16 protein-coding genes and 1 other RNA gene are annotated in these 21,408 nt (G+C 70.7%); 8 read left to right on the plus strand and 9 right to left on the minus strand.

The window, feature by feature from the left end; all coding sequences use genetic code 11:
• Nucleotides 1-6: 6 nt before the first annotated feature.
• The 3 genes from ffs to QE416_RS00980 form a co-directional block, all read right to left on the minus strand.
• An RNA gene (gene ffs, locus QE416_RS00970) (signal recognition particle sRNA small type) lies at nucleotides 7-103 on the minus strand.
• 20 nt (nucleotides 104-123) lie between these two features.
• On the minus strand, nucleotides 124-822 hold the full coding sequence (locus tag QE416_RS00975) for a helix-turn-helix domain-containing protein (protein ID WP_210073559.1): 699 nt from the start codon (nucleotides 820-822) through the stop codon (nucleotides 124-126).
• Entirely contained in the window at nucleotides 815-2,314 is a 1,500-nt protein-coding gene (locus QE416_RS00980; protein WP_307312864.1) for an APC family permease, read from the minus strand. The genes QE416_RS00975 and QE416_RS00980 overlap by 8 nt, the downstream gene beginning before the upstream one ends.
• A 216-nt stretch (nucleotides 2,315-2,530) precedes the next feature.
• Here QE416_RS00980 and QE416_RS00985 point away from each other — a divergent pair, with 216 nt between their 5' ends.
• The 4 genes from QE416_RS00985 to QE416_RS01000 all read left to right on the plus strand — a co-directional run bounded on the left by QE416_RS00985 (nucleotide 2,531) and on the right by QE416_RS01000 (nucleotide 6,761).
• Entirely contained in the window at nucleotides 2,531-4,006 is a 1,476-nt protein-coding gene (locus QE416_RS00985) for an APC family permease (RefSeq protein WP_307312865.1), read from the plus strand.
• A gap of 72 nt (nucleotides 4,007-4,078) precedes the next feature.
• Nucleotides 4,079-6,085, plus strand: a complete 2,007-nt coding sequence (locus QE416_RS00990) for a primary-amine oxidase (protein WP_210073554.1) — start codon at nucleotides 4,079-4,081, stop codon at nucleotides 6,083-6,085.
• Between the two features lie 4 nt (nucleotides 6,086-6,089).
• Nucleotides 6,090-6,584, plus strand: coding sequence for a hypothetical protein (locus QE416_RS00995; protein ID WP_210073552.1), 495 nt, complete (start codon nucleotides 6,090-6,092; stop codon nucleotides 6,582-6,584).
• Nucleotides 6,585-6,611: 27 nt separating this feature from the next.
• Nucleotides 6,612-6,761, plus strand: a complete 150-nt coding sequence (locus QE416_RS01000; protein WP_307312866.1) for a hypothetical protein — start codon at nucleotides 6,612-6,614, stop codon at nucleotides 6,759-6,761.
• Between the two features lie 74 nt (nucleotides 6,762-6,835).
• Here the strand turns inward: QE416_RS01000 and QE416_RS01005 are convergent, their stop codons facing one another.
• From QE416_RS01005 to QE416_RS01030, 6 genes are all read right to left on the minus strand, one after another.
• A complete protein-coding gene (locus tag QE416_RS01005) occupies nucleotides 6,836-9,862 on the minus strand; it encodes a glycoside hydrolase family 38 C-terminal domain-containing protein (protein ID WP_307312868.1) in 3,027 nt (1,008 codons plus the stop codon).
• Nucleotides 9,863-9,892: 30 nt separating this feature from the next.
• Entirely contained in the window at nucleotides 9,893-10,804 is a 912-nt protein-coding gene (locus QE416_RS01010; protein WP_267787752.1) for a carbohydrate ABC transporter permease, read from the minus strand.
• Nucleotides 10,801-11,733 carry a carbohydrate ABC transporter permease gene (locus tag QE416_RS01015; RefSeq protein WP_210073548.1) on the minus strand — a complete coding sequence of 311 codons (933 nt, stop codon included), beginning with the start codon at nucleotides 11,731-11,733 and terminating at the stop codon, nucleotides 10,801-10,803. The genes QE416_RS01010 and QE416_RS01015 overlap by 4 nt, the downstream gene beginning before the upstream one ends.
• Before the next feature lie 2 nt (nucleotides 11,734-11,735).
• Nucleotides 11,736-13,094, minus strand: coding sequence for an extracellular solute-binding protein (locus QE416_RS01020; protein ID WP_267787754.1), 1,359 nt, complete (start codon nucleotides 13,092-13,094; stop codon nucleotides 11,736-11,738).
• 138 nt (nucleotides 13,095-13,232) lie between these two features.
• The gene (locus QE416_RS01025; RefSeq protein ID WP_210073544.1) at nucleotides 13,233-14,438 is read right to left on the minus strand and encodes an ROK family transcriptional regulator; all 1,206 of its coding nucleotides are present in this window, start codon (nucleotides 14,436-14,438) and stop codon (nucleotides 13,233-13,235) included.
• An 88-nt stretch (nucleotides 14,439-14,526) separates the two neighbouring features.
• On the minus strand, nucleotides 14,527-15,459 hold the full coding sequence (locus tag QE416_RS01030) for an ROK family protein (RefSeq protein ID WP_307312871.1): 933 nt from the start codon (nucleotides 15,457-15,459) through the stop codon (nucleotides 14,527-14,529).
• 167 nt (nucleotides 15,460-15,626) lie between these two features.
• Between QE416_RS01030 and QE416_RS01035 the strand changes: the two genes are divergently transcribed.
• The 4 genes from QE416_RS01035 to QE416_RS01050 all read left to right on the plus strand — a co-directional run bounded on the left by QE416_RS01035 (nucleotide 15,627) and on the right by QE416_RS01050 (nucleotide 21,382).
• Nucleotides 15,627-16,679, plus strand: a complete 1,053-nt coding sequence (locus QE416_RS01035) for a MoxR family ATPase (RefSeq protein ID WP_307312873.1) — start codon at nucleotides 15,627-15,629, stop codon at nucleotides 16,677-16,679.
• Entirely contained in the window at nucleotides 16,676-17,932 is a 1,257-nt protein-coding gene (locus QE416_RS01040; RefSeq protein WP_307312874.1) for a DUF58 domain-containing protein, read from the plus strand. Before QE416_RS01035 ends, QE416_RS01040 begins: the two co-directional genes overlap by 4 nt.
• On the plus strand, nucleotides 17,919-20,237 hold the full coding sequence (locus QE416_RS01045; protein WP_307312875.1) for a DUF3488 and transglutaminase-like domain-containing protein: 2,319 nt from the start codon (nucleotides 17,919-17,921) through the stop codon (nucleotides 20,235-20,237). Before QE416_RS01040 ends, QE416_RS01045 begins: the two co-directional genes overlap by 14 nt.
• Nucleotides 20,238-20,323: 86 nt before the next feature.
• A complete protein-coding gene (locus QE416_RS01050; protein WP_307312876.1) occupies nucleotides 20,324-21,382 on the plus strand; it encodes a helix-turn-helix domain-containing protein in 1,059 nt (352 codons plus the stop codon).
• Nucleotides 21,383-21,408: the final 26 nt, after the last annotated feature.

Below are 21,408 nucleotides of genomic sequence, written 5' to 3' on the forward strand. Positions count from 1 at the left end.
GGGCAAAGAAAAGACCCTCCGCGCACCCGGTAGAGCCTGGTTACCCTTGCTACGTTTCCGTCCTGGGGGAGTTGGCCGGGATACCGCCACGCGGAGAGCCGAGTACAGCCTACCCGATGCGCGTCACACCATCAGCGGGGCGAGGGCGTCGGCGGCCGGCCGCAGGGCCGACAGCACGTCGACGGGGTCGTCGACACGGTGTCGCGGCCCCGAGAACGCCACGGCGCCCGCCGCCAGGCCGCTCGCATCGACGATCGGCACAGCGAGACACCCCGACGCGGCCACGAGTTCTCCGCTCTGGCGTGTCGCCCCCCATCGTGCGAGGTCGTCGCGCGCGCGGTCGAGTTCGGGCGTGCCCTCGTCGCCCTGCGACACCAGCATGAGTCGGCCGAGCGCGTACCGGGCGGGTTCGCGCGCAAGACGCGCCTCGTCCGACAGGGGGAAGTCGGGATCGGCATCGACCACCGCGACCCGCCCGTCGACGAACAGCGCGACGTGCACTCCCCCGCGTACGGTCAGGCGCGCCTCGGCGAGCACCGCCCGCGCGGCCGACGACAGACGCGCCGGCGGAGCGACGACGGCCGCCAGCTGCGCGACCTTCGCGCCCAGCGCGAACCCCGCGAGATCCGGCGTGCGGACGAGGTACTCGTCTTCGACGAGGAGGTTCACGAGACGGTAGGTCGTGGCACGCGGGAGGCCGAGCTCGGCGGAGATCCGCTGGGCGCTCACCCCGGCGCCGAGCTGGGCGACGGCCTCGAGGACGGCGAGCGCGGAGTGCACGGCACCGGGCTGGCGTGCGGCGAGCGCCGGCTGCTCACGCATCGCCGGGATGCCGCGGCGACACCACTCCCCCGAGCACCTGCGCCGCGACCGGCTCGTCGTAGACACCGAGCGCCCCCGGGCCGTGCCGGCGACGGAGGACGGAGATGACGGCGGCGGACACGGCGGCCAGCACCGCGACGATCGCGACGACCGGCCCACCCTCGGCCGCGTCGTCGATGAAGAACGACACGAGGGCCGCGGCGAGGGCGAGCGCCGAGACCCCCGCGACCACCGTGACGCCGACCGTGGATTCACCGATGCGGCGGAGGAACACGGGGGCGGCGACGCAGACGAGGATGTAGGCCACGATGTACCCCGCGGCCCCCACCCCGATCGTGACGTGCATCGCGTCGCGGGTGTCGATCCCCGCGGCGACCACGAGCACCGGCACAGCCGTGATGACCGGGAGCGCGCACCCGACGGCCGCCGCCGGGGTACCGAAGCGCCGATGCGCGCGTCCGACGGCGTCCGGGAGCACCCCGTCGCGGCTCAGCGCGAACAGCACCCGCACGAGCGCGGTGGTCGTGCCGATCGCGCAGGCGAGGAACGACGCCGCGATGCCGAGATCGGCGACCACCCCCCATCCGCCCAGACCGTACGCCTCGGTGAGCTCGTTGACCGGCGAGACGCTGGTCGCCAGATCGGCTCCGAGGGCGTCGAACCCGGCCACCTGGGTCAGCGCCGCGAGGACGTAGAGAAGGCCGGACAGAACGACGGTGCCGGTGATCGCGCGCGGGACGTTGCGCAACGGAGACACCGATTCGACGCCGAGCGTCGCTGCGGACTCGAACCCGACGAACGCCGTCAGGGCGATCACCGCCCCCGCCGCGAAAGCCGTCGGATCGAGGTGTGCCGTTCCCACCCCCGCGACCGCGGCGAGGTCGATCGGACGGATGCGCACCAGAAGCGCGATGAGGAGCACGACGATCAGGGCGACCGACAGGGTCTCGACGACGAGAGCGGCACGGGCGGAGATCCGGATGCCGCGGACGAGCACGAACGCGACGAGAAGGCCCTGACCCACGAGGAACAGTGCGGTGACGATCGTTCGGTCGATCGACGGCCAGAGCCCCGACACCAGGTAGGTGGCGTAGTACGCGCCGCCGAGCATGGCGAACATCGCCACCGCGCCATACCCCGTGAGGATCGCCGCCCCCGCGGCGAGGCCGGCCCGTGTGCCGAGACCGCGAGCGGTGTAGGTGTACAGGGCGCCCGTGGCGGCGAAGCGACGGGCGAACTGCGAGATCGTCCGGGCAACCCCCAGGCTCAGGATCGCCGCGGCCACGATCGCGGTGACCGTCGCCCCGGGAGCGACACCCGCCACCAGCAGGACGACCGTCGTCGCCGCCGCGGCCGGGGCGACCGCCGCGATCGACTGAGCGGCGAGGTCGACGATGCCGATCCGACGCCTGTCGAGCCCGTGCAGGGGCGACCGGTCGCCGAAGCCGGCGACAGGGTCGGGGCGCGCGATGGCGCGAGCGAGTGCGTTCACGTGGTCTCCGTCGGGTGCTGCCGACCGTACGCGGCGGGCGTTGCACCCGGGCGACCCGCGTGTTTCGTGCTCGTGACCTCGACTGAGACACACCCCCGGCGGGCGTCTCACTCGGTGTGGGCACACCTTCACGACGACTACACGGTCCGGCAACGACGCCACGGGAACCTCGACTCACGAACCGCGCACCCTCACCCGAACTCCGGAGGACTGGAAATGACCCAACTCGAATCGAAGGGAGTGGCGGCGTCGGCGAAGCGGACGTTGCAGGGCTCCCTCGGTGTCACGGCGATCATCTTCATGGTGGTCGCCGCCGCATCGCCGCTCACCGTCGTGGGCGGCGCCGGCCCGCTCGGCATCCTGATCGGCAACGGTGTCGGCTACCCGGCTCTGTACGCCGTCAGCGCCGTCATCCTGCTTCTGTTCGCGGTGGGCCTCGCGGCCATGACCCGGCACGTCCCCCGCCCCGGCGCCTTCTTCACCTACATCGGATACGGCCTGGGACGCCCCTCCGGGCTCGCCGCGGCGTGGACCGCGATCCTGACCTACACGACCATCCAGGTCGCGGTGTACGGCTACGTCGGGTACCTGCTCGAGATCACCATCGTGTCGGTGGGCGGGCCGGATCTTCCGTGGTGGCTGTACGCGCTGGCCACCGTCGCGCTGGTCGGGATACTCGGCTACCGGCACATCGACCTGTCCAGCAAGGTGCTGGGCGTCCTTCTCATCGCGGAGGTGGCGATCGTCCTCGTCCTGGTCGGCGCGGTGGTCGCCACCGGAGGCCCGGAGGGACTGAGCCTCGCGCCCTTCGAGCCCGCCAACATCGCCAGCGGCTCGCCCGGAGTGGGGCTGATGTTCGCGATCGCCGCCTTCATCGGCTTCGAGGCCACCGCCATCTTCCGCGACGAGGCGCGCGACCCCGACCGCACGATCCCGCGGGCGACCTACGGCGCCGTCATCGGCATCGGGGTCTTCTACACCGTGTCGACCTGGGGACTGGTGATGGCCTGGGGACCGAACGGCGTACTCGCCGCCGCCGCGGAGAACCCCGCGACGCTGATGCTCCGCACCGTCGCGTTGTACCTCGGCACGGTCGGCGAGGTCATCGTCAACGTCCTGCTGCTGACCTCGATGTTCGCGTGCGTCCTGTCGTTCCACAACGTCCTGACGCGCTACCAGCACGCGATGTCGAGCGCCGGGGTCCTCCCGGAGGCGGTGTCCGGCGTGCACGCACGACACCTCTCGCCGCACGTGTCGTCGATCGTGCAGACCGTCACGGCGGGTGTCCTGCTCGCCGCGTTCGCCCTGCTCGGACTCGACCCCCTCCTGCAGGTGTTCACCTGGCTCTCCGGCGTCGCGACCGTGGCCATCGTCATCCTGATGGCCGTGACCTCGGTCGCGGTGATCGTGTACTTCTCGCGCAACCGCCAGGACCGTCGTCCGTGGAACACGATGATCGCGCCGGCGCTCGGCTTCGTGGGGCTTGCGATCTCGGCCGTGGTGATCGTCGCCTACTTCCCCGTGATGGTCGGAGACGTCGACGCCCAGGGCGCGCCCACCTTCGGCGCGGTCACTTGGGCCCTGCTCGCGCTCGTGGTGGTCGTCCCCGCCTTCGGGTACGCCCAAGCCGCCTGGATCCGGCGCCGCCGCCCCGCCGCCTACGCCAAGCTCACCGACGCCATCGCGGGATGACCGGATGCCGCGGCCCGGTGTCGCGGCATCCCTCCCGCCCCTTTCCCTCCCGCTCCACCCGAAAGAGACATCATGACCCTCACCGACCCGACGTCCACCGCCTTCACCGCGCCCGCGACGCCCGCCCACCCGCTGGCCTCCCTGTCGCCCGAGGAGATCACCGCCGTGCACGCGATCGCCTCCAGCCTCGACGGGCTCGACGAAGCCACCCGTTTCGCCTACGTCGGCCTCGAAGAAGCCCCGAAGGGCGAGGTGCTGGCATGGGAGCGGGGCGAGGGCCCCTTCCCCGAGCGCCGGGCACGCGTCCAGCTGCTCAACCTGCGCACGGCGCACTCGCTCGACCTCGTCGTGTCGTTGTCCACCGGTCAGGTGCTCCGTCAGACCGAGCTGGACGGCTCGGACGGACAGCTCCCGATCCTCGACGCTGAGTTCGAGGAGGTCGGGGTCATCGCGGGCGAGAGCGCCGAGTGGGTCGCGGCCCTCGCCGCGCGCGGGCTCACGACCGCCGACGTCGTCCTCGTGCCCCTCTCGGCCGGCCACTACGGCTACGAGAACGAGGTGGGTCGGCGCGTGCTGCGCGCCTTCGCGTTCCGTCAGGACCACCCCGGCGACCACCCGTGGGCGCACCCCGTCGACGGCCTCACCGCCTACATCGACGTCGCCGACCGCCGGGTCACCGAGATCATCGACACCCCCGGGTTCACCGTGCCCGAGACGCACGGCAACTACGACGACCCCGAGCTGCAGGGCCCGCCGCTCGAGGGACTGAAGCCCATCGTCATCACCCAGCCCGAAGGGTCGAGCTTCACCGTCGACGGCGAGCACGTCTCGTGGGGCGAGTGGGACCTGCGCATCGGCTTCGACACCCGCGAGGGCTTGATCCTGCGCCAGCTGTCGTTCGCGGGACGACCCGTGATGTACCGCGGCTCGATCAGCGAGATGATCGTGCCCTACGCCGACCCCGCCCCGAACCGCTTCTGGCAGAACTACTTCGACACCGGTGAGTACCTCTTCGGCCGCTACACCAACGAGCTCGCACTCGGCTGCGACTGCGTCGGCGACATCACCTACGTCGACGCCGTGCTCTCGGACGAGAACGGGATGCCGCGGACCGTCCGCAACGCCGTGTGCATGCACGAGGAGGACTTCGGCACCCTCTGGAAGCACACCGACATCTTCACCGGCGCCAGCGAGGTGCGCCGTTCCCGACGTCTCGTGATCTCGTTCTTCACCACCGTCGGCAACTACGACTACGGCTTCTACTGGTACCTCTACCTCGACGGCACCATCGAGTGCGAGGCCAAGCTCACCGGCATCCTGTTCACCTCGGCCTACCCGGGCGAGGGCTACCCGTACGCCTCGGAGGTGGCACCGGGTCTAGGAGCCCCGTACCACCAGCACCTCTTCTCGGCCCGCCTGGACATGACGGTCGACGGCGTCGCGAACGTCGTGAACGAGATCGACGCCGTGCGCGTGCCGATCTCGGCCGAGAACCCGGCCGGTAACGCCTTCACCAAGAGTGTCACTCCCCTCACGAGCGAGAAGGTCTCGGGCCGTCTCGCCGACGGCTCCGTGAACCGTGTCTGGCAGATCGCCTCGACCGAGAAGACCACCGAACGCGGTCAGGCGACCTCGTACGTGCTCTTCCCGACCGAGACGCCGATGCTGCTCGCCGACGACACGTCGTCGATCGCCGCCCGTGCGGCGTTCGCCACGAAGAGCCTGTACGTCACGAAGTACGACCCCGACGAGCGCTACGCCGCGGGCGACTTCGTCAACCAGCACCCCGGCGGTGCCGGCATCCCGGCATTCATCGCCGGCGACGAGCCGCTCGTGGGCGAAGACGTGGTGCTGTGGCACACCTTCGGGCTCACGCACTTCCCCCGCAACGAGGACTGGCCCGTCATGCCGATGGACTACGCCAAGTTCACGCTCAAGCCGTACAACTTCTTCGAGCGGAACCCCGTGCTGAACGTGCCCGCACCGGCCTCGACGCACTGCTCGCCCGCCGCGCACGCATCCGAGCACGAGCACGGCCACGACGCGGGCGACGCCCCGGCCGCCGAATGCCACTGCTGAGGCGATGAGCGAGATCCTCCACGTGGCGGCGGTCGCCCCTGCCGCGGTCGGTGCCTGCTGTCTGGCAGCCGATCGCGCGCGGGTGCGGCCGCCCGAGGTCCTGGCATCCGCCCTCATGCTCCTGGCGATGCTGGATGCCGCGGTGTTCGGGGTGGTCGCTCCGGTCTGGTGGACGGGGCTCCTGCTCGCCGGCGCGATCGCACTCACCGTGTGGCGCCGGCCGCGTCAACGCCGGACGCCGCACGTCCCCGTGCTCATGACCGTCCATACGACGCTCGGAATGGTCGTGATGGGCGGGCTGCAGCTCGGCATGGGCGGGCACGCCGCCCCCGCCGGCCACGCCCATGGGCTCGCCCTGGCGCCCGTGCTGCTCGGCACGGCGGCGGTGTACGCGGTGCTGTCTCTCGAGATGATGCGTCGGATGCGGGCTCGGCTCGACCGTGCCCAGATCGGTGCGATGGCGGCATCCGTCGCTCTCATGGCGGTGGCGTCGGTGTGACCCCGGACGCGGCTCGCGAGGTCACGCGTGCCGAAGAGACGCGCGTTCCGCGGCCCGGGCCGCGCCCGCCCCGTCAGCGCGGCCGCACCACCACCGGGTGCCCGGCAAACCGCGGGCATCGAGCCGTGGCGGGTGGCGTCGCTGCTGCTCGCCGAGATCGGCCTCGACGCCGACTGAGCGCGCCCTCCCACCCGACGGCACCGCGGGGCGGGAGGGCCTCGCCGCTCGCCCGCCCCGCGGATCCTGCGCGGTCAGCGGGCGAGACGCAGCGTGACCAGTTGGAACGGGCGCAGGTCGAGCTCGACCGCTCCGCCCGCCACGCTCGTCACCGCGGCGGCGTCGACCTCGCGCTCGAGCAGATCGGTCTCGGTGACACCCGCGACCTCGAACCCGGCCTCCACGCGCGCGCGGGTGCGCTCACCCAACGCCTCGTACAGGCGCACGACGACGTCTCCCGAGCCGTCCTGCGCGAGCTTGACCGCCTCGACGACCACCCCGGGACGATCGAGCGTGACCAGGGGTGCGACCGTCGACTCGGCGGCATCCGCCACCGTCCGCTCGGGCAGGTTGGTGCGGTAGCCCTCCGCCACGGCGTCGATCACGTCGGCGCCCACGACGATGCCGACCTCGAGGTGGTGCGCTCCCTGGTCCTGACCGGGATCGGGGAATTTCGCCGAGCGGATGATCGACAGCCGCACCAGCGAGAACGTCCCGCCCGCCCCGCGCTCGTGGCGCGTGATGTCGTGGCCGTAGGTGGAGTCGTTGGTGACGGCCACACCGAACCCCGGCTCGGCCACCCGGACCCAGCGGTGGGCGGCGGTCTCGAAGCGCGCGGCGTCCCACGAGGTGTTCGTGTGGGTCGGACGAACGACGTGACCGAACTGGATCTCGCTGGCCGCGCGATCGGTGTGCACGTCCACGGGCACACCGAGCTTGAGGAGCTTCTGCTGCTCGTGCCAATCGACCTCGAGCGAGAGACGCACCGTGCGCGACCCGTTGGCCAGGGCGATGCGCGTGACGATCGTGGAATCGCCCGTGCGTCGCTCGACCAGCACCGCGTCGCCGTCGAGGCGGACGGCCTCGGCGGAGTCGAGGGGGGTGACATGGCGACGGTAGGTCTCGTCGATGTCCCAGGCGTCCCACTGGGTGGGGGTGTCGCGGAACACCTCGAACAGCCCCGCCGACTCTCCGGCGGGAACGGCCTCGCGACCCGAGGCGACCTCGATCATCGAGTTGATCAGACCGCGGCCATCGACGACCACGCGCACGAGGCCGTTGTCGAGCACGAAGCCCTCGCCCGCGGGCCGGGGTGCGACGTCGCCGGCCGGGACCGCGGGGGCGATGGCGAGCGCCGGGGTGCCGGCGCGACGGTGAGGCGCGGCGTTTGCCACGACCGCGTGCTCCCCGGTGCCGACGAGAGCGCGGAGGCTGTCGGCGATGATCTGCTCGAGCTCCGTCGCGATCGCCGCGTAGTTGCGCTCGGCATCGCGGTGCACCCACGCGATCGAGGTGCCGGGCAGGATGTCGTGGAACTGCTGCAGCAGCACCAGGCGCCACAGGCGACGGAACGCCTCGGCCGGGTAGGCGGCACCGGTGCGCACGGTCGCGGTCGAAGCCCACAGCTCGGCCTCGCGCAGCAGGTGCTCGCTGCGGCGGTTGCCCTGCTTGGTGCGCAACTGGCTGGTGTACGTGCCGCGGTGGAACTCCAGGTACAGCTCCCCCGCCCACACGGCCGGATCGGCGTACTCGGCCTCCGCCGTCTCGAAGAAGTCACGCGGGGTGGAGTGCTTCACCACCGGCGCGCCCTCGAGCGAGTGCGTGCGAGCGATCGTCGCGGTCATCTCGCGGGTGGGTCCGCCGCCGCCGTCGCCGAAGCCGTAGGGAAGGAGCGAGGTGCGCGCGCGGCCCTTGTCGGCGAAGTTGCGCTCGGCGTGCGCGAGGTCGGCCGCGGTGACCTCGGAGTTGTACTTGTCGACCGGCGGGAAGTGCGTGAAGATGCGCGAACCGTCGATCCCCTCCCAGCGGAAGGTGTGGTGCGGGATGCGGTTGGTCTCGTTCCACGAGATCTTCTGCGTGAGGAACCAGCGGGCGCCCGCGGCCTTCATGATCTGGGGCAGCGCTGCGCTGTAGCCGAAGGAGTCGGGCAGCCACACCTCCTCGGTGTCGATGCCGAACTCCTCGAGGAAGAACGACTTGCCCTCGACGAACTGCCGGGCCATGGCCTCGCCGCCCACCATGTTGGTGTCGGACTCGACCCACATGCCGCCCACCGGCACGAAGCGCCCCTCGGCGACGCGCGCCTTGAGCCGCGCCCAGAGGGCCGGGTAGTGCTCCTTCATCCACGCGAACTGCTGCGCGGACGAGCTGGCGAAGACGAACTCGGGATCTTCGTCCATGAGCGAGAGCACGTTGCTGAAGGTGCGCGACACCTTGCGGGCGGTCTCCCGCACCGGCCAGAGCCACGCCGAGTCGATGTGCGCATGACCGACCGCGTGCAGGACATGAGCGCTGGATGCCGCGGGGGCGGCGAGCAGAGGAGCGAGCGCGTCGCGACCGGCCTGCGCCGTCGCCGCGACGTCATCGGGATCGACCGCGTCGATCGCGGCATCCATTCCCTCGAGGAGGGTCGCCCGGCGCGCGGAGGTGGCGTCGAGCTCGGCGATGAGGCCGTGCAGGAGCCGGAAGTCCTGCAGCAGCTCCCACACCGCGAGGTCGCGCAGGCCGATCGACATCTCGCGCAGCGTATAGAGAGGAGCGTCTCCCGCCGTCGCGGGGTCGCCGAGGTGCGTCGGCTCGAACGTGAAGAGGCTGCCCACGTCGGGGTTGGAGGCGGCCTCGACGAGCACGTCGATCCGGCCGTCGGCGCCGATCGCCGCCGCGGTGGCGTTGTTGAAGGGCGAAACGCCCTTGATCGGCGCCCCGTCGCGGTTCCAGATCAACGCCTCGCACTGGAAGCCGCTCTGCCCGGCGGTGAACCCGAGGTCGACGACGAACTCGGCCACCGTCCCGGCGGGCAAGGCGCCCGAGCCGTCACGCCAGGCGGCGGGGATCTCTCCCGAGACGGCGAACCAGGTGGTGCCCCACGCCCGACCCCACGGCGTTCCGACGGCGAAGGGGCGGTACTCGGCATCCCGAGCCACGGCGAAGGTCACGGGCTCGCCGGGGGCCTCCCATGCCTGGATGTCGAGGGGCTGGCGGGCGCGGTAGACGGCGGGGGCGAGACGCTCGCGGACGAAGCGTTCGATGCGCATCTCGGTGAGCGCGGTGCGGTCGTGCATGAAGGTGGATTCCTTGTCTGGGGGGACGGGTCAGCCCTTGACCGCGCCGGCGAGGGCCGACGGGCCGCCGAGTCCGCGCTGCACGAGCACGTACAGGCCGAGGACCGGAAGGGAGTAGACGATCGAATAGGCCGCGAGCTGGCCGTAGGCCACGGCTCCGAACGACCCGAAGAAGTTGAAGATGCTGACCGCCGCCGGCTGGTAGTCGGGGCTGAGCAGCAGCACGAAGGGAACGAAGAAGTTCCCCCACGCCTGGATGAACGTGAAGATGAACACCACCGCGATGCCCGGGCGCATGAGGGGCAGCACGATCTGGACGAGGGTGCGCATCGAACCCGCACCGTCCATCCATGCGGCGTGTTCGAGCTCGACGGGTACGCCGTCCATGAAGTTCTTCATCATCCAGATCGCGATCGGCAGAGCGCTCGCGGTCAGGAAGAGGATCGTGCCGCCGATCGAGTCGATGAGATTCAGCTGCACGAACAAGCTGTAGACCGGCACCATGATCGCCGTGATCGGAAGGCACGTGCCGAAGAGCACCGCGTAGAGGAAAGGCTTTCCCACGCGCATCCTGTACCGCGACAGCGGATAGGCGGCGAGCGAGGCGAGCACGACCGTCGCGATCGAGGTGCCTCCCGCCAGCAGGACGCTGTTCCACAGGGGCTGGAAGAGCAGGTCGGGCTTCATGACGGCCGCGAAGTTGTCGAGGGTGACGACCTCGGGCATCTTGATGGCGAGGGTGGGTTGCGCATCGAGCGAGGCCGTGACGAGCCAGACGAGAGGCACGACGAACAGGATGCCGACCACGAGGAGCAGCGTGTTGGCGACGACCCGCAGCACACGGGTACGCGGCGACGACAGGGACGCCTTCTTGCGCGCGGGGGCACGGCGCGACGACCGGACGCGAGCGCCGGTGACCTCGGGAAGGGTGGCGGTGGTCATGAGGAGACCTCCTCGCGCAGCGCGCGGACGTAGAAGAAGGAGAAGATCGCACCGATCAGCAGCATGATCGTGGCGATCGCGGTGCCGTACCCGAGCTCGCCGAACTTCAGGCCCTCCTGGTAGGCGAGGATCGGCAGCGTCGTGCTCTTGTTGCCGGGGCCACCGCCGGTCATGACGAAGATGAGCGTGAAGACCGAGAGGGTCTGCAGCGTGACGATCATCGAGTTCGTCCCGATGGTCGAGCGGATCATGGGGATCGTGATGAGCAGGAGGCGCTTGATGCCGCTCGCGCCGTCGACCTCGGCGGCCTCGGTGATCTCGGGCGGCACGTCGGCCAGAGCCGCCGAGTAGACCATCATCGAGAAGGCCGTTCCGCGCCAGATGTTGGCGAAGATGACCATGAGCACCGGCATCGTGAACAGCCAGCTGACCGGGTCGAGCCCGAAGACGGCGAGGATGGCGTTGAGGGTGCCGTTGTCGCGGAAGAAGGCGTAGGCGGCGAAGGCCGCGACGATCTCGGGCAGCACCCACGCCGTGACGACGATCGTGCCGACCACCGCGGTGACGACGCGGTTGCCCGAGCGCATCATGAGAGCAAGTGCGAGACCCAGGATGTTCTGGCCGATGACGGCCGAGAAGAACACGAAGACGATCGTGTTGACGACCGCGACCGGGAAGTCGGGGGCTTTGAAGAGCTGGGTGTAGTTGTCGAGGCCGACGAACTCGCTCGCGACCGCCGTGGAGCCCGAGAGCGTCGCGTTGGTGAGGGAGCCCCACAGCGAGACGAGGATCGGACCGAGCAGGAACACGGCGAGCAGCAGTGCTGCGGGAAGGAGCGGGAGCGCCCGGGCCGAGGACCGGAGGCCGCGCGTCTTGGCGCGCGACCCCCGGTCGGTTCCGGTCGCCCCGGTCTGAGCCAGGGCGGTCATGTTCAGCCGTTCTGGGTGTTGTCTTCGCCGACGATGCCGATGACGGCCTGATCGTAGGCGGCGGCCGCGTCGTCGACGCTGGACTGCCCGGTCATGACGGCTTCCATGGCGACCTGGATCTGGTTCGAGATCTTGTCGTAGTCCTCGGTCGCCGGACGGAAGTGCGTGGTGTCGACGAAGCTCGAGAACGTCTTGAAGCTCGGGTTCGCGTCCAGGTACTCGCTGGACTGGGCCACGTCGGAGCGCACCGCGATCTGGCTGTTGTCGATGTTGTAGGACGTGGCGTTGTCCTTGTTGACGGCCGTGGAGAGGAAGTCCCACGCGGCGTCGGCGTTCTTGGTGTTCTTGCCGATCGCGAGCGTCCACCCGCCCGACATGCTGGTCGTGCCGGGCGCCTGGCCCTTCTGCGTCGGCATCGCGGCGATGCCGAGGGCGTCGCTCCATGCGGGCCACGGGGCCGTGCCGCCGTCGACCCAGGCGGCCGACTGCCAGGAGCCGTCGAGGGCGATGGCGAGCTTGCCCTTGGGCAGCCAGTCGGCGGTCACGCTGGTGAAGATGTTGGGGTCGAGCGCCTGCTGGAGCGAGGGCCCGAGGCCGCCCTGGTAGACGTCGCTGACGAACTGCAGCGAGTCCTTGAAGCCCTGGCTGCCCACCACCCACTTCTTCGAGGAGGTGTCGTAGAGGCTGTCTTCGGTGCCGTAGAGGAGCATCTCGAGACCCTGCATGGATGCCGCTTCGCCGGCCGTCTTGCCCGAGTAGACGTTGATCGGGATGACGTCGGGGTCGGCCGCCTTGACCTTCTCGGCCGCGGAGAGCACGTCGGCCCAGGTCTTCGGCTGCCACGGCACCGAGATGCCGGCCTTCGCGAAGATCTCCTTGTTGTACCAGAGGCCGCGGGTGTCCGTGCCGAGCGAGACGCCGTAGGTCTTGCCATCGGGGCCGAGACCGGCCTGCTTGGCCCCCTCGGCGAACTGCGACCAGTCGCTCCACGTCGAGAGGTAGTCGTCGAGGGGAAGCAGGTAGCCGGCGGCCGCGTCGGACTGGATCTTGAAGGTGTCTTCGTACTGGACGTCGGGGGCGGTGCTGGCCGACTTGTTCATCAGCGCGAGCTTCGTGTAGTAGTCGGCGCCCTCGGCCTGGATCGGCACGAGCTCGACGGTCATACCCGGATGCGCGGCCTCGTACTGCGACTTGGCGGTCTCCATCAGCGTCTGCATCTGGTTGAAGGTCGCCGTGGTCTGGTACGCGACGCGGATCGTCTTCCCGTCGCCCGCACCCGCGCTCCCCGCGGAGCAGCCGGCGAGGGCCACGGTCAGGGCGGTGGCGGTCAGAAGACCGGTCGCCATCGTCAGTTTCTTCATTGAAGCTCCCTTGCTCGGGTGGAGACACCGCGTCGCCAAAACCTTTTATAAATCAAATGGACTAACTCGGCAAGTCCGAGAGCGCGAGCGCGCGTAACGATCGGGACTCGCCCGGCTATGAGAGACGGTGGGCGCGCCTCAGAGCGCGATCATCATGCGCGCCGGCCGCGCGGAGAAGGCACCGTCGAGCATGAGGCAGGCGGCCCCGACGGCCGCCACATCGGACCCGACACGTGAGCGGCGCACGACGATCTCGCGCGTCGCGGTCGAGGCGGCGTCGACCGCGACGCGCTCGGCGACGATGTCGCCCAGGACTCCCGCGAGACGCTCCCACACCGGACCGCCGAGGACCACCTCGTCGACGTCGATGAGGTTGTTCGTCACCACGAGCGCTCGGGCGATGCGCGCCCCCGCCTGTCGCAGCACGGCGGCCGCGCGCTCCTCGCCCTCGCGGGCGTCTCGCACGAGCCGATCCAGATCGGGACGGGTGTCCCCGGCGCGAGCGGGAGCGTACCCCGCCTCGGCGAGCAGCACGCGCGGCTCGATCGACACCCCCAGGCAGCCGTGTGCCCCGCAGGCGCACTCCGGGCCCTCGGGATCGACGACGACGTGGGCGATGCCGCCCGCGTTGCCGGTCCGTCCGCGCACGGGAGCACCCGCGATCGCAAGTCCGACGCCGACGCCGGCACCGTAGTACAGGAACATCGCGTCGCCGAGAGCATCGGAGCGGTCGAACCACATCTCGCCCACCATGGCGGCGGTCACGTCCTTCTCGACGATGACCGGCAGGCCCGTCACGGCTCCCAGGTCTTCGCGCACGTTGACGTTGTGCCACTCGGGCAGCAGGGGCGGGTCGAGCAGGCGCCCCCCACGCGCGTCGAAAGGACCCGGGGCGGCGACGCCGACACCGAGCACGAGCTCGCGCGGGATGCCGGCGCGCTCGACGATCGCGTCGACGGCGGCACCCACGGCATCCACGAGACTCCCGGGGGCGGACACGACGGGGCGGGCGATCTCGTCGTGGACGATGACCTCGCCCGCCATGTCGACGACCACGATCGTGTCGACCACGGGATCCAGGTGCACGCCGACCGCGAATCGCGAGCGCGGCGCGAGCTTGAGCATCGTGCGCGGCTTGCCGGGGCCGGAGATGACCTTGCCCGCCTCGACGATGAGTCCCTCGTCGGCCAGGCGACGGGTGACATTGCTGAGCGTCTGCGCGCTGAGACCGGTGCGCGCCGTCAGCTCGACCCGGCTGAGTCCCTCGGGCGAGCGCCGGATGTGGTCCAGCACGAGCGTCTGGTTGTACTCCCCGACGGCGGGCAGGTTGGATCCGGTGCGCATGACCCCCGCCCTCGTTCGCCGGTCCGCGGCGCGGGCCCTCTCGCCCAGATTACGCCCGCTCATCCACGCACTTCTCGGTACGGTGCGCTCAGGACTGCAGCGCCAGTGCGGCCGCGCCCAGCAAAGGTCCATCGCCGTCGAGACCCGAACCGACGATGCGGCACCGCCTCGCATAGGCGTGCAGCGAGGCCGCCTGGGCTGCGGCGCGCACCTGGTCGACGTAATCGGGGGCGACCTGCGAGAAACCGCCGGCGATGGCCACGGCCTCGAGGTCGCACAGCGTGGCGGCCGCGGCGATGGCCTGGCCGACCGCGGTCGCCGAACGGCTCACGGCGGCGATGGCGGTGGCATCCCCCGCCGCGTGCGAAGCGGCGAGATCCAGACCGGTCTCGCCCTCCCAGCCCCGCGACCGCGCCCACGCGACGGTCCCGGGCCCCGCGGCGACGGCCTCGAGCGTCGCCGCCACGATCTCGCCCCCCTCGAGGGTGCGGACGAAGGTCTGGCCCAAGTGGCCGGCGTTGCCGCTCGCTCCGCTGACGGGACGACCACCGAGGACGAGGCCGCCGCCCACGCCGGTCGACACGACGATGGCCATCGCGTCGTCGCAGCCGACGAGGGCCCCGCGCCAGTGCTCGGCGAGGGCGATGCAGGTGCCGTCGAGCGCGAGATGGATCGGGCCGTCGACCAGCCCGCCCAGCACCTCGTCGACGGGCAGCCCCGCCGCCAGAGGGAGGTTCAGGGGCGACACCGAGCGCGAGGGCAGATCGACCGGGCCCGCGCTGCCGACGCCGATCGCGGTGACCGTGGCTCCCGGTACGGCGGCGAGCGCGGCTTCGGCGGCCGCGCGGACGTTTCCGGCGATGACGTCGCGGTCGTTCTCACGGCCGGTGGGGCGTCGGTTCACGCTCGCGCGGACCACCTCGCCGGAGGCCGAGACCAGGGCCGCGTCGACCTTGGTCCCGCCGATGTCGACGGCGAGCACATGGGTGACGGCGGGCAGGGACGGGGTGGTGTGCGACATGCGCGGGCTCCTCGGGTGGACCAACGCTCCCCGATCCTAGGGGCGAGCCCCCTCTCCCCGAGTGACGCCTGTGCACCCGCGGCTTTCCGACCCCCTCCGCCACGGCCCGGGTTACGATCGGGTCACGGTGGCGAGGACGCGCCCGCCTCCGCGACAAGAGAGATGCCATGGACGAGACCGTCACGCCCGAGGCGACCACGCGGCTGCGCCGCGCAGACACCCCCACCGGCTCGGCTCGGCCCGGGGTCGACACCCCTCTCGACGCGGCGTCTTTCGCCCGGCTGACCGGGGACATTCTGGCCTCGGTGTCGACCGTCATCGACGGCAAGCCGGACGCCGTGCGCAGCGCCCTCATCGCGCTGCTCGCCGAGGGCCATCTGCTGATCGAAGACGTCCCGGGCGTCGGCAAGACGATGCTCGCGCGGGCGCTGGCTGCCACGGTCGACGCGGACGTGCGTCGCATCCAATTCACTCCCGACCTCCTGCCGGGCGACATCACTGGCGTGTCGGTCTTCAACCCCGTGCAGCGGCAGTTCGAGTTCACCCCGGGCGCGGTGTTCGCGCACATCGTCATCGCCGACGAGATCAACCGCTCCTCCCCCAAGACGCAGTCGTCGCTGCTCGAGGCCATGGAGGAGCGCCAGGTCACGGTCGACGGCCGCACGCACGTGCTCCCCTCGCCGTTCCTCGTCGTCGCGACCCAGAACCCGTTCGAGATGGAGGGCACGTACGTGCTCCCCGAGGCCCAGCGCGACCGTTTCCTGCTGCGGATCTCGATGGGATACCCGGATGCCGCGGCCGAGGCGCTCATGCTCCGCCAGCGCGACGCGGTGAACCCTCTCGACGCCCTGACACCGGTCGTGACCGCGCGTCAGGTGACCGCGCTGATCGCCTGGGCACGCGGCGTGCACGTGGCTCCCGCTCTCGAGGACTACGTCGTCGCCCTCGCGCAAGCCACCCGCAGTCACCCCGACATCCGGCTGGGGGCGAGCCCGCGCGCGACCCTGCAGCTGGTACGCGCCGCCAAGGTGCGTGCCGCTCTCGACGGGCGCGCCTACGTCATCCCCGATGACATCACCGCTCTGCTGTCACCGGTCTTCGCGCACCGCCTGATCGCCAACCGTTCGGCCGCGGGCGGGCGGGCCGGGGCCGCGGTCGTCGCCGACGCGCTCGAGCGCATCGCGACGAGCGTGCGCGTTCCTCTCGCCCCGCGGCCGTGAGCGCCGGTGTGAAGCGCCTGTGGCCCTTCACCCTGCGGGGCACGGGGGCCGTCCTCCTCGCCGTCGCCGGGTTCGTGGTCGCGCAGCGCGCCGGCATCCCGGAACTGCTGTATTTCGCCACCCTGCTCGTGGCTCTGCTGGCGGTGTCGGCGATCGCGCTGCTGTTGACGCGCGGCACGGGGTCGGTCTCGCGTGTGGTCACGCCCGAGACCCCCGAGGTCGGAGGTCCCGCGACCGTCGTGGTGCGGACGACGCTCTCCAGCGCCCTCCCCACCGGGCCCGGACGATGGAGCGACACGCTTCCGGCGGGACTCACCGGCCATGCCCGGGGGACCTCGGCACCCATCGCCTCGACGCTCTCGGGTGCAGCGGGCACGGTCGAGGTGCGCTACGACGTGGTCGGCGCTTCGCGCGGCATCCACTCGATCGGTCCCCTCGAAGTGACGACCACCGATCCCTTCGGCCTGGTGCGCCGTCGCATCGCCCTCGGCCGGGCGACCTCCGTGACCGTGGCCCCGGCGATCGTCGATCTGGCTCCGCTGCCCTCGGCGTCGGGTGAGGCGGGCGGCACGCGCCAGACCGCGGCCCTGCAGCTGGGACAGGGGGCCGACAACCTCGTCGCCCGTCCCTACGCGCCGGGCGATTCGATGCGTCGCATCCACTGGCGGGCCACCGCCCACCGCGACACGCTGATGGTGCGCCAGGAGGAGCAGGAGTCCTCGCCGGCCGCCACCGTGGTGATCGACCGCGCGCTCTCGCGGTGGTCGCCGCTGGCCGCCCACGCTCCCGGCAGCGACCCCGCTTTCGAGACGGCGGTGACCGCGTGCGTCTCGGCGGTCGCCCACCTCGTGCACGAGGGGTACACCGTCGACGTCGTCGACAGCGACGGCACTCTTCTCACCGACCCGGTCGAAGGCGGCGACGACGTCGAGGCGCGAGCGGCCGCCGCGGGTTTCGCGAGCCTGAGGGCGCGCGCCGACGACGCGTCCCACCGCGTGGTGCCGGTGACCGTCTCGGCTCTGCTGGGTCCCGTCGTCGTCATCACGGGGAACCTGCAACCCGAGGACCGCGCGACCCTCGGGTCGGTCGGCACGCACTCGGCCCTTCCCGTACTGATCGTGGTGGCCGAGCACGCGCAGCTCGATGCCGTGCGCACCGCCGGCTGGCGCGCGGCGCACCTGCGCCCGGGGGCGGACGTGGCCCTCGCCTGGGACGACGCGATGGAACAGGGGTACGCCCGTGTCGGTCGCTGATCTCACCGTGCTGCGCACTCCCCGCCGTCGCCGCGACGCGACCCTGCTGACCATCGGTCTGTGCGCCGCGATCGCCGCCGCGATGCTGCCGGTCTTCTCGGTCATCGCCCCGGGCGCCTGGGTCGCGGGGGCCGTTCTCGTCGCCGGAGGCTCACTCGGCGCGGGGCTGGTCGTCCGTCTGTCGCGGCTGCCCGCCCTGGTGGCGAGCATCGCGGAGGTGGTCGTGTGGATCGTGCTGCTCACGGCGATCTTCGGCCGCTCCACGGCCCTGTTCGGTGTCATCCCCACCCCCTCGACCTTCGCCTCGGTACCCGGGCTCGTCGCCCAGGCCTCGGCGGAGATCCGCGACGGCGTCGCCCCCGTCCCGCCGGATGAAGGGTTGGCGTTCCTTCTGATCGCCGCGATCGGCGCGCTCGCCATCGTCCTCGACCACGTCGTCCTGACCGCCCGGATGCCGTTGCTCGCCGGGGTGGGCCTGGTCGCCGTCTCGCTCATCCCGACGATCGCGATCCCCTCCGACGTCGACGTCGCAAGCTTCGTGGCGCTGGCGGCCGCTCTGCTGTTCCTGCTCCGCATCGACACGCGAGCCCGTGCCGCGGCCTCCGCGCGCCGGGACGATCGCGCTCGCCCCGCGCAGGGCCGCCGTCTCTTCGGGGTCTCGGCGACGGCTCTGGGCGTCGCGGCCGTCGCCGTGATCGTCGCAGTGGTCGCGACCCCCCTGCTCCCGCAGCCGGGCCTGCGGTTCGCCAGCGGCGGCACGGGCGGCCTGGGTACGACGATCAACCCCAACCTCGAGCTCGGCAACGACCTGCGGCAGCCGCGCGACGTCGAGGTGCTGAAGGTGCGCACGACGGGTCCGACGGCGCCGTACCTGCGCGCGGTCACCCTGTCGCGCTTCGACGGTGCCGTCTGGCAGCCCGACAGCTTCGACACCGTCCCGCTGCCCTCCGACGGCGCGGTGTTCGACCGCGTGGGCGTCGACGGCGACGTCGCCCTGGCCGATTGGACGACCACGGTCACCGTCGACCAGCTCGACAGCCCCTGGCTGCCGGTGCCGTACCCGGCCTCGACGGTGACGGGCCTGAACGGCGACTGGCTGGGCATGCCGCAGAACCGCACGGTGGTGACCCGCGCCGGATCCACACGCGAGCAGGTCTACGAGGTGCAGGCGAGCGTCCCCCGCCCGACCCTCGAGCAGATCCGTTCCAAGACCGTCGGCGGAACGGACCTCGACCCCGCGCTGACCGCGCTCCCCGCCGACGTGCCCGCCGTCATCGGCGACACCGCCCGTGAGGTCACCGCGAACGCGCAGACGCCCTACGACAAGCTCGTGACCCTGCAGAACTGGTTCCGCGGCAGCCAGTTCCGCTACTCGCTCGACGCCCCCGTCGATTCCGGGTTCGACGGAGCGGGCCTCGACGCCGTGGCGCAGTTCCTGCAGGTGCGCGCCGGGTACTGCGTGCACTACGCCTCGGCCTTCGCCGTCATGGCCCGCACCCTCGGCATCCCGGCGCGCATCGTCATCGGCTACCTTCCCGGCACGGCCTCGAGCATCCCCCAGCAGGGCGGCACCGAATACTCGGTCAGCTCGAGTCAGCTGCATTCGTGGCCCGAGGTGTACTTCGAAGGCATCGGATGGGTGCCCTTCGAGCCGACGAACAGCCTCGGCGTCCCCACGAACTTCGCTTCGGGCTCCTCCGGGAACAACACGACCACCCCGAACACCCCGAGCCAGGATGCCGAGGCCCCGGCCGATCAGCCCTCGTCGGCGCCGTCGGAGGCCGCCGAGAACGACCCCGGGGCGCAGTCCACCGGCGGTGGTTCAGTCGCCGCGCGGCAGAGCACCGCGTGGGTCGCCCCGGTCCTCGGGATCCTCGTGCTGCTGGTGCTCGCCGGGGTCCCGGCCGTCGCCCGGATCGTGCGGCGTCGCCGACGCCTCGCCGCCGCGCGCGCGGGCGACCCGGTGGCCGCGTGGACGGCGATGCTCGAGGACGCGGTGGATCTCGGCATCCCGGTCTCGTCCGCGCTGTCTCCGCGCGCCTTCGCGGTGCTGCTCGTCGAGGAGCATGGCGCACCGTCCAACGACGTCGGTCTTCTCCGCGAGGCCGTCGAACGGGTGAGCTACGCGGGCGACAGCTTCGACCCCGCTCGGGGACCCGGTCTCGTCGCCGCCGTCACGGGCGTGCGTGCGGCTCTCGATGAGAGAACTGCACCGCTGCGCCGGTTCCTCGCGCGGGCGTACCCTCGCTCGCTCGTCGTTCGGCCCGGCGCCGAAGCGATCCAGCGAGAGACCACCGCCGTCTGACGAGTCACTGCCGGCCGCACACGCCTAGACCGCGGACACGGACATCCTCGATCGCCGGTATAGGCACGCCGCGCGAGAATTGCAGTATGCGCCAATTCACGTTCCCGAACGGAGTAACGGTCGGTTGCTATGCGGACATAGACGTGCACCTTGACGCCATCGCGACACTCCGTGTTGGAGCGGTGCTCGAGTCGGTCGCGCCCTACCTCTCCGGCGAAGCAGCGCTGATTGTGTTCTCAGAATCCGCGGAAGAAGCCCTCGGCCTCCCACCAGACCCGCTTCGCAGACGAATGAGAGATTGCACGGCGGGAGGTGAAGCCATGTGGTTTGACACCGCGCCCAACCGCGTCTCGCTATCCATAGAATTTCCGCCGATGGATGACGCCGACGAAGTCGAATCGATGATGAGGCGAAGCGCGAGCTCGTGGCGAAGCCTCCATTTCGAGTCGGCCACCTTCCGTTCTCACTCGGAAGGCGACGAAATTGAGGTGACGTTCACCCCAGACGTTGGCGTCGAGATGCGCGAGCTCGCACGTGATTGCATGCGGGTCATCGCGAGCGTCCGCGGAACGATGCTGTCTGTCGACTCTCCACACGGCGCGATGCAGTCCCTCCTTTCCCACGCGTGGGAGTCATTCCGGGGAGTACCAGAATCATCATGGCTAGAGGCAAAGGCAAAGCTGTGGGGTGTGGACAGCGCAGCCGGTCAATTCGAACTTGCCCTCGATGTCGCCAGCTTCGCCAACTCACCGGCGGGCGGCGTCATTGTCGTCGGGTTCACGACAACGCGGGACGAGTTTGATCGTGATGTGATCACTAACGTGGACGGCATTCGGAACATCGATGCGGCAGTCCCTCGCGTCGAAGAGATCATCAATCGATACATCACACCTCACCCTCGGGATCTGAGGGTCGAAGTGATTGAGCGCGGCGATCATCGCGTTCTCGTCGTCTATATCCCCCCACAGCCCGCCGAGCACCTCCCCCATTTAGTCCTTGGCGGCACTCTTGCTACCGGGAAGTATTTCGGAGGCGGGTTCAGCTGGGTTGAGAGACGGGGCACATCGAAACGCTCGGTCTCGCTCGCCGAAGTTCAGCAGCTGCTCCGAACGAACCGCGCGCCTGGTGCGACCCCACCGAATTGATCAGGAGGTCTGGGGTCCAGTCGAGA

Source organism: Microbacterium sp. SORGH_AS_0421 (assembly GCF_030818635.1).
Lineage (GTDB): Bacteria > Actinomycetota > Actinomycetes > Actinomycetales > Microbacteriaceae > Microbacterium.

Excerpts from the sequence above, each read along its gene's own strand:
- QE416_RS00975 (WP_210073559.1), bottom strand. The coding sequence starts at position 822 with ATGCGTGAGCAGCCGGCGCTCGCCGCACGCCAGCCCGGTGCCGTGCAC.
- QE416_RS00985 (WP_307312865.1), top strand. The coding sequence starts at position 2,531 with ATGACCCAACTCGAATCGAAGGGAGTGGCGGCGTCGGCGAAGCGGACG.
- QE416_RS00990 (WP_210073554.1), top strand. The coding sequence starts at position 4,079 with ATGACCCTCACCGACCCGACGTCCACCGCCTTCACCGCGCCCGCGACG.
- QE416_RS00995 (WP_210073552.1), top strand. The coding sequence starts at position 6,090 with ATGAGCGAGATCCTCCACGTGGCGGCGGTCGCCCCTGCCGCGGTCGGT.
- QE416_RS01005 (WP_307312868.1), bottom strand. The coding sequence starts at position 9,862 with ATGCACGACCGCACCGCGCTCACCGAGATGCGCATCGAACGCTTCGTC.
- QE416_RS01010 (WP_267787752.1), bottom strand. The coding sequence starts at position 10,804 with ATGACCACCGCCACCCTTCCCGAGGTCACCGGCGCTCGCGTCCGGTCG.
- QE416_RS01015 (WP_210073548.1), bottom strand. The coding sequence starts at position 11,733 with ATGACCGCCCTGGCTCAGACCGGGGCGACCGGAACCGACCGGGGGTCG.
- QE416_RS01020 (WP_267787754.1), bottom strand. The coding sequence starts at position 13,094 with ATGAAGAAACTGACGATGGCGACCGGTCTTCTGACCGCCACCGCCCTG.
- QE416_RS01025 (WP_210073544.1), bottom strand. The coding sequence starts at position 14,438 with ATGCGCACCGGATCCAACCTGCCCGCCGTCGGGGAGTACAACCAGACG.
- QE416_RS01030 (WP_307312871.1), bottom strand. The coding sequence starts at position 15,459 with ATGTCGCACACCACCCCGTCCCTGCCCGCCGTCACCCATGTGCTCGCC.
- QE416_RS01035 (WP_307312873.1), top strand. The coding sequence starts at position 15,627 with ATGGACGAGACCGTCACGCCCGAGGCGACCACGCGGCTGCGCCGCGCA.
- QE416_RS01050 (WP_307312876.1), top strand. The coding sequence starts at position 20,324 with ATGCGCCAATTCACGTTCCCGAACGGAGTAACGGTCGGTTGCTATGCG.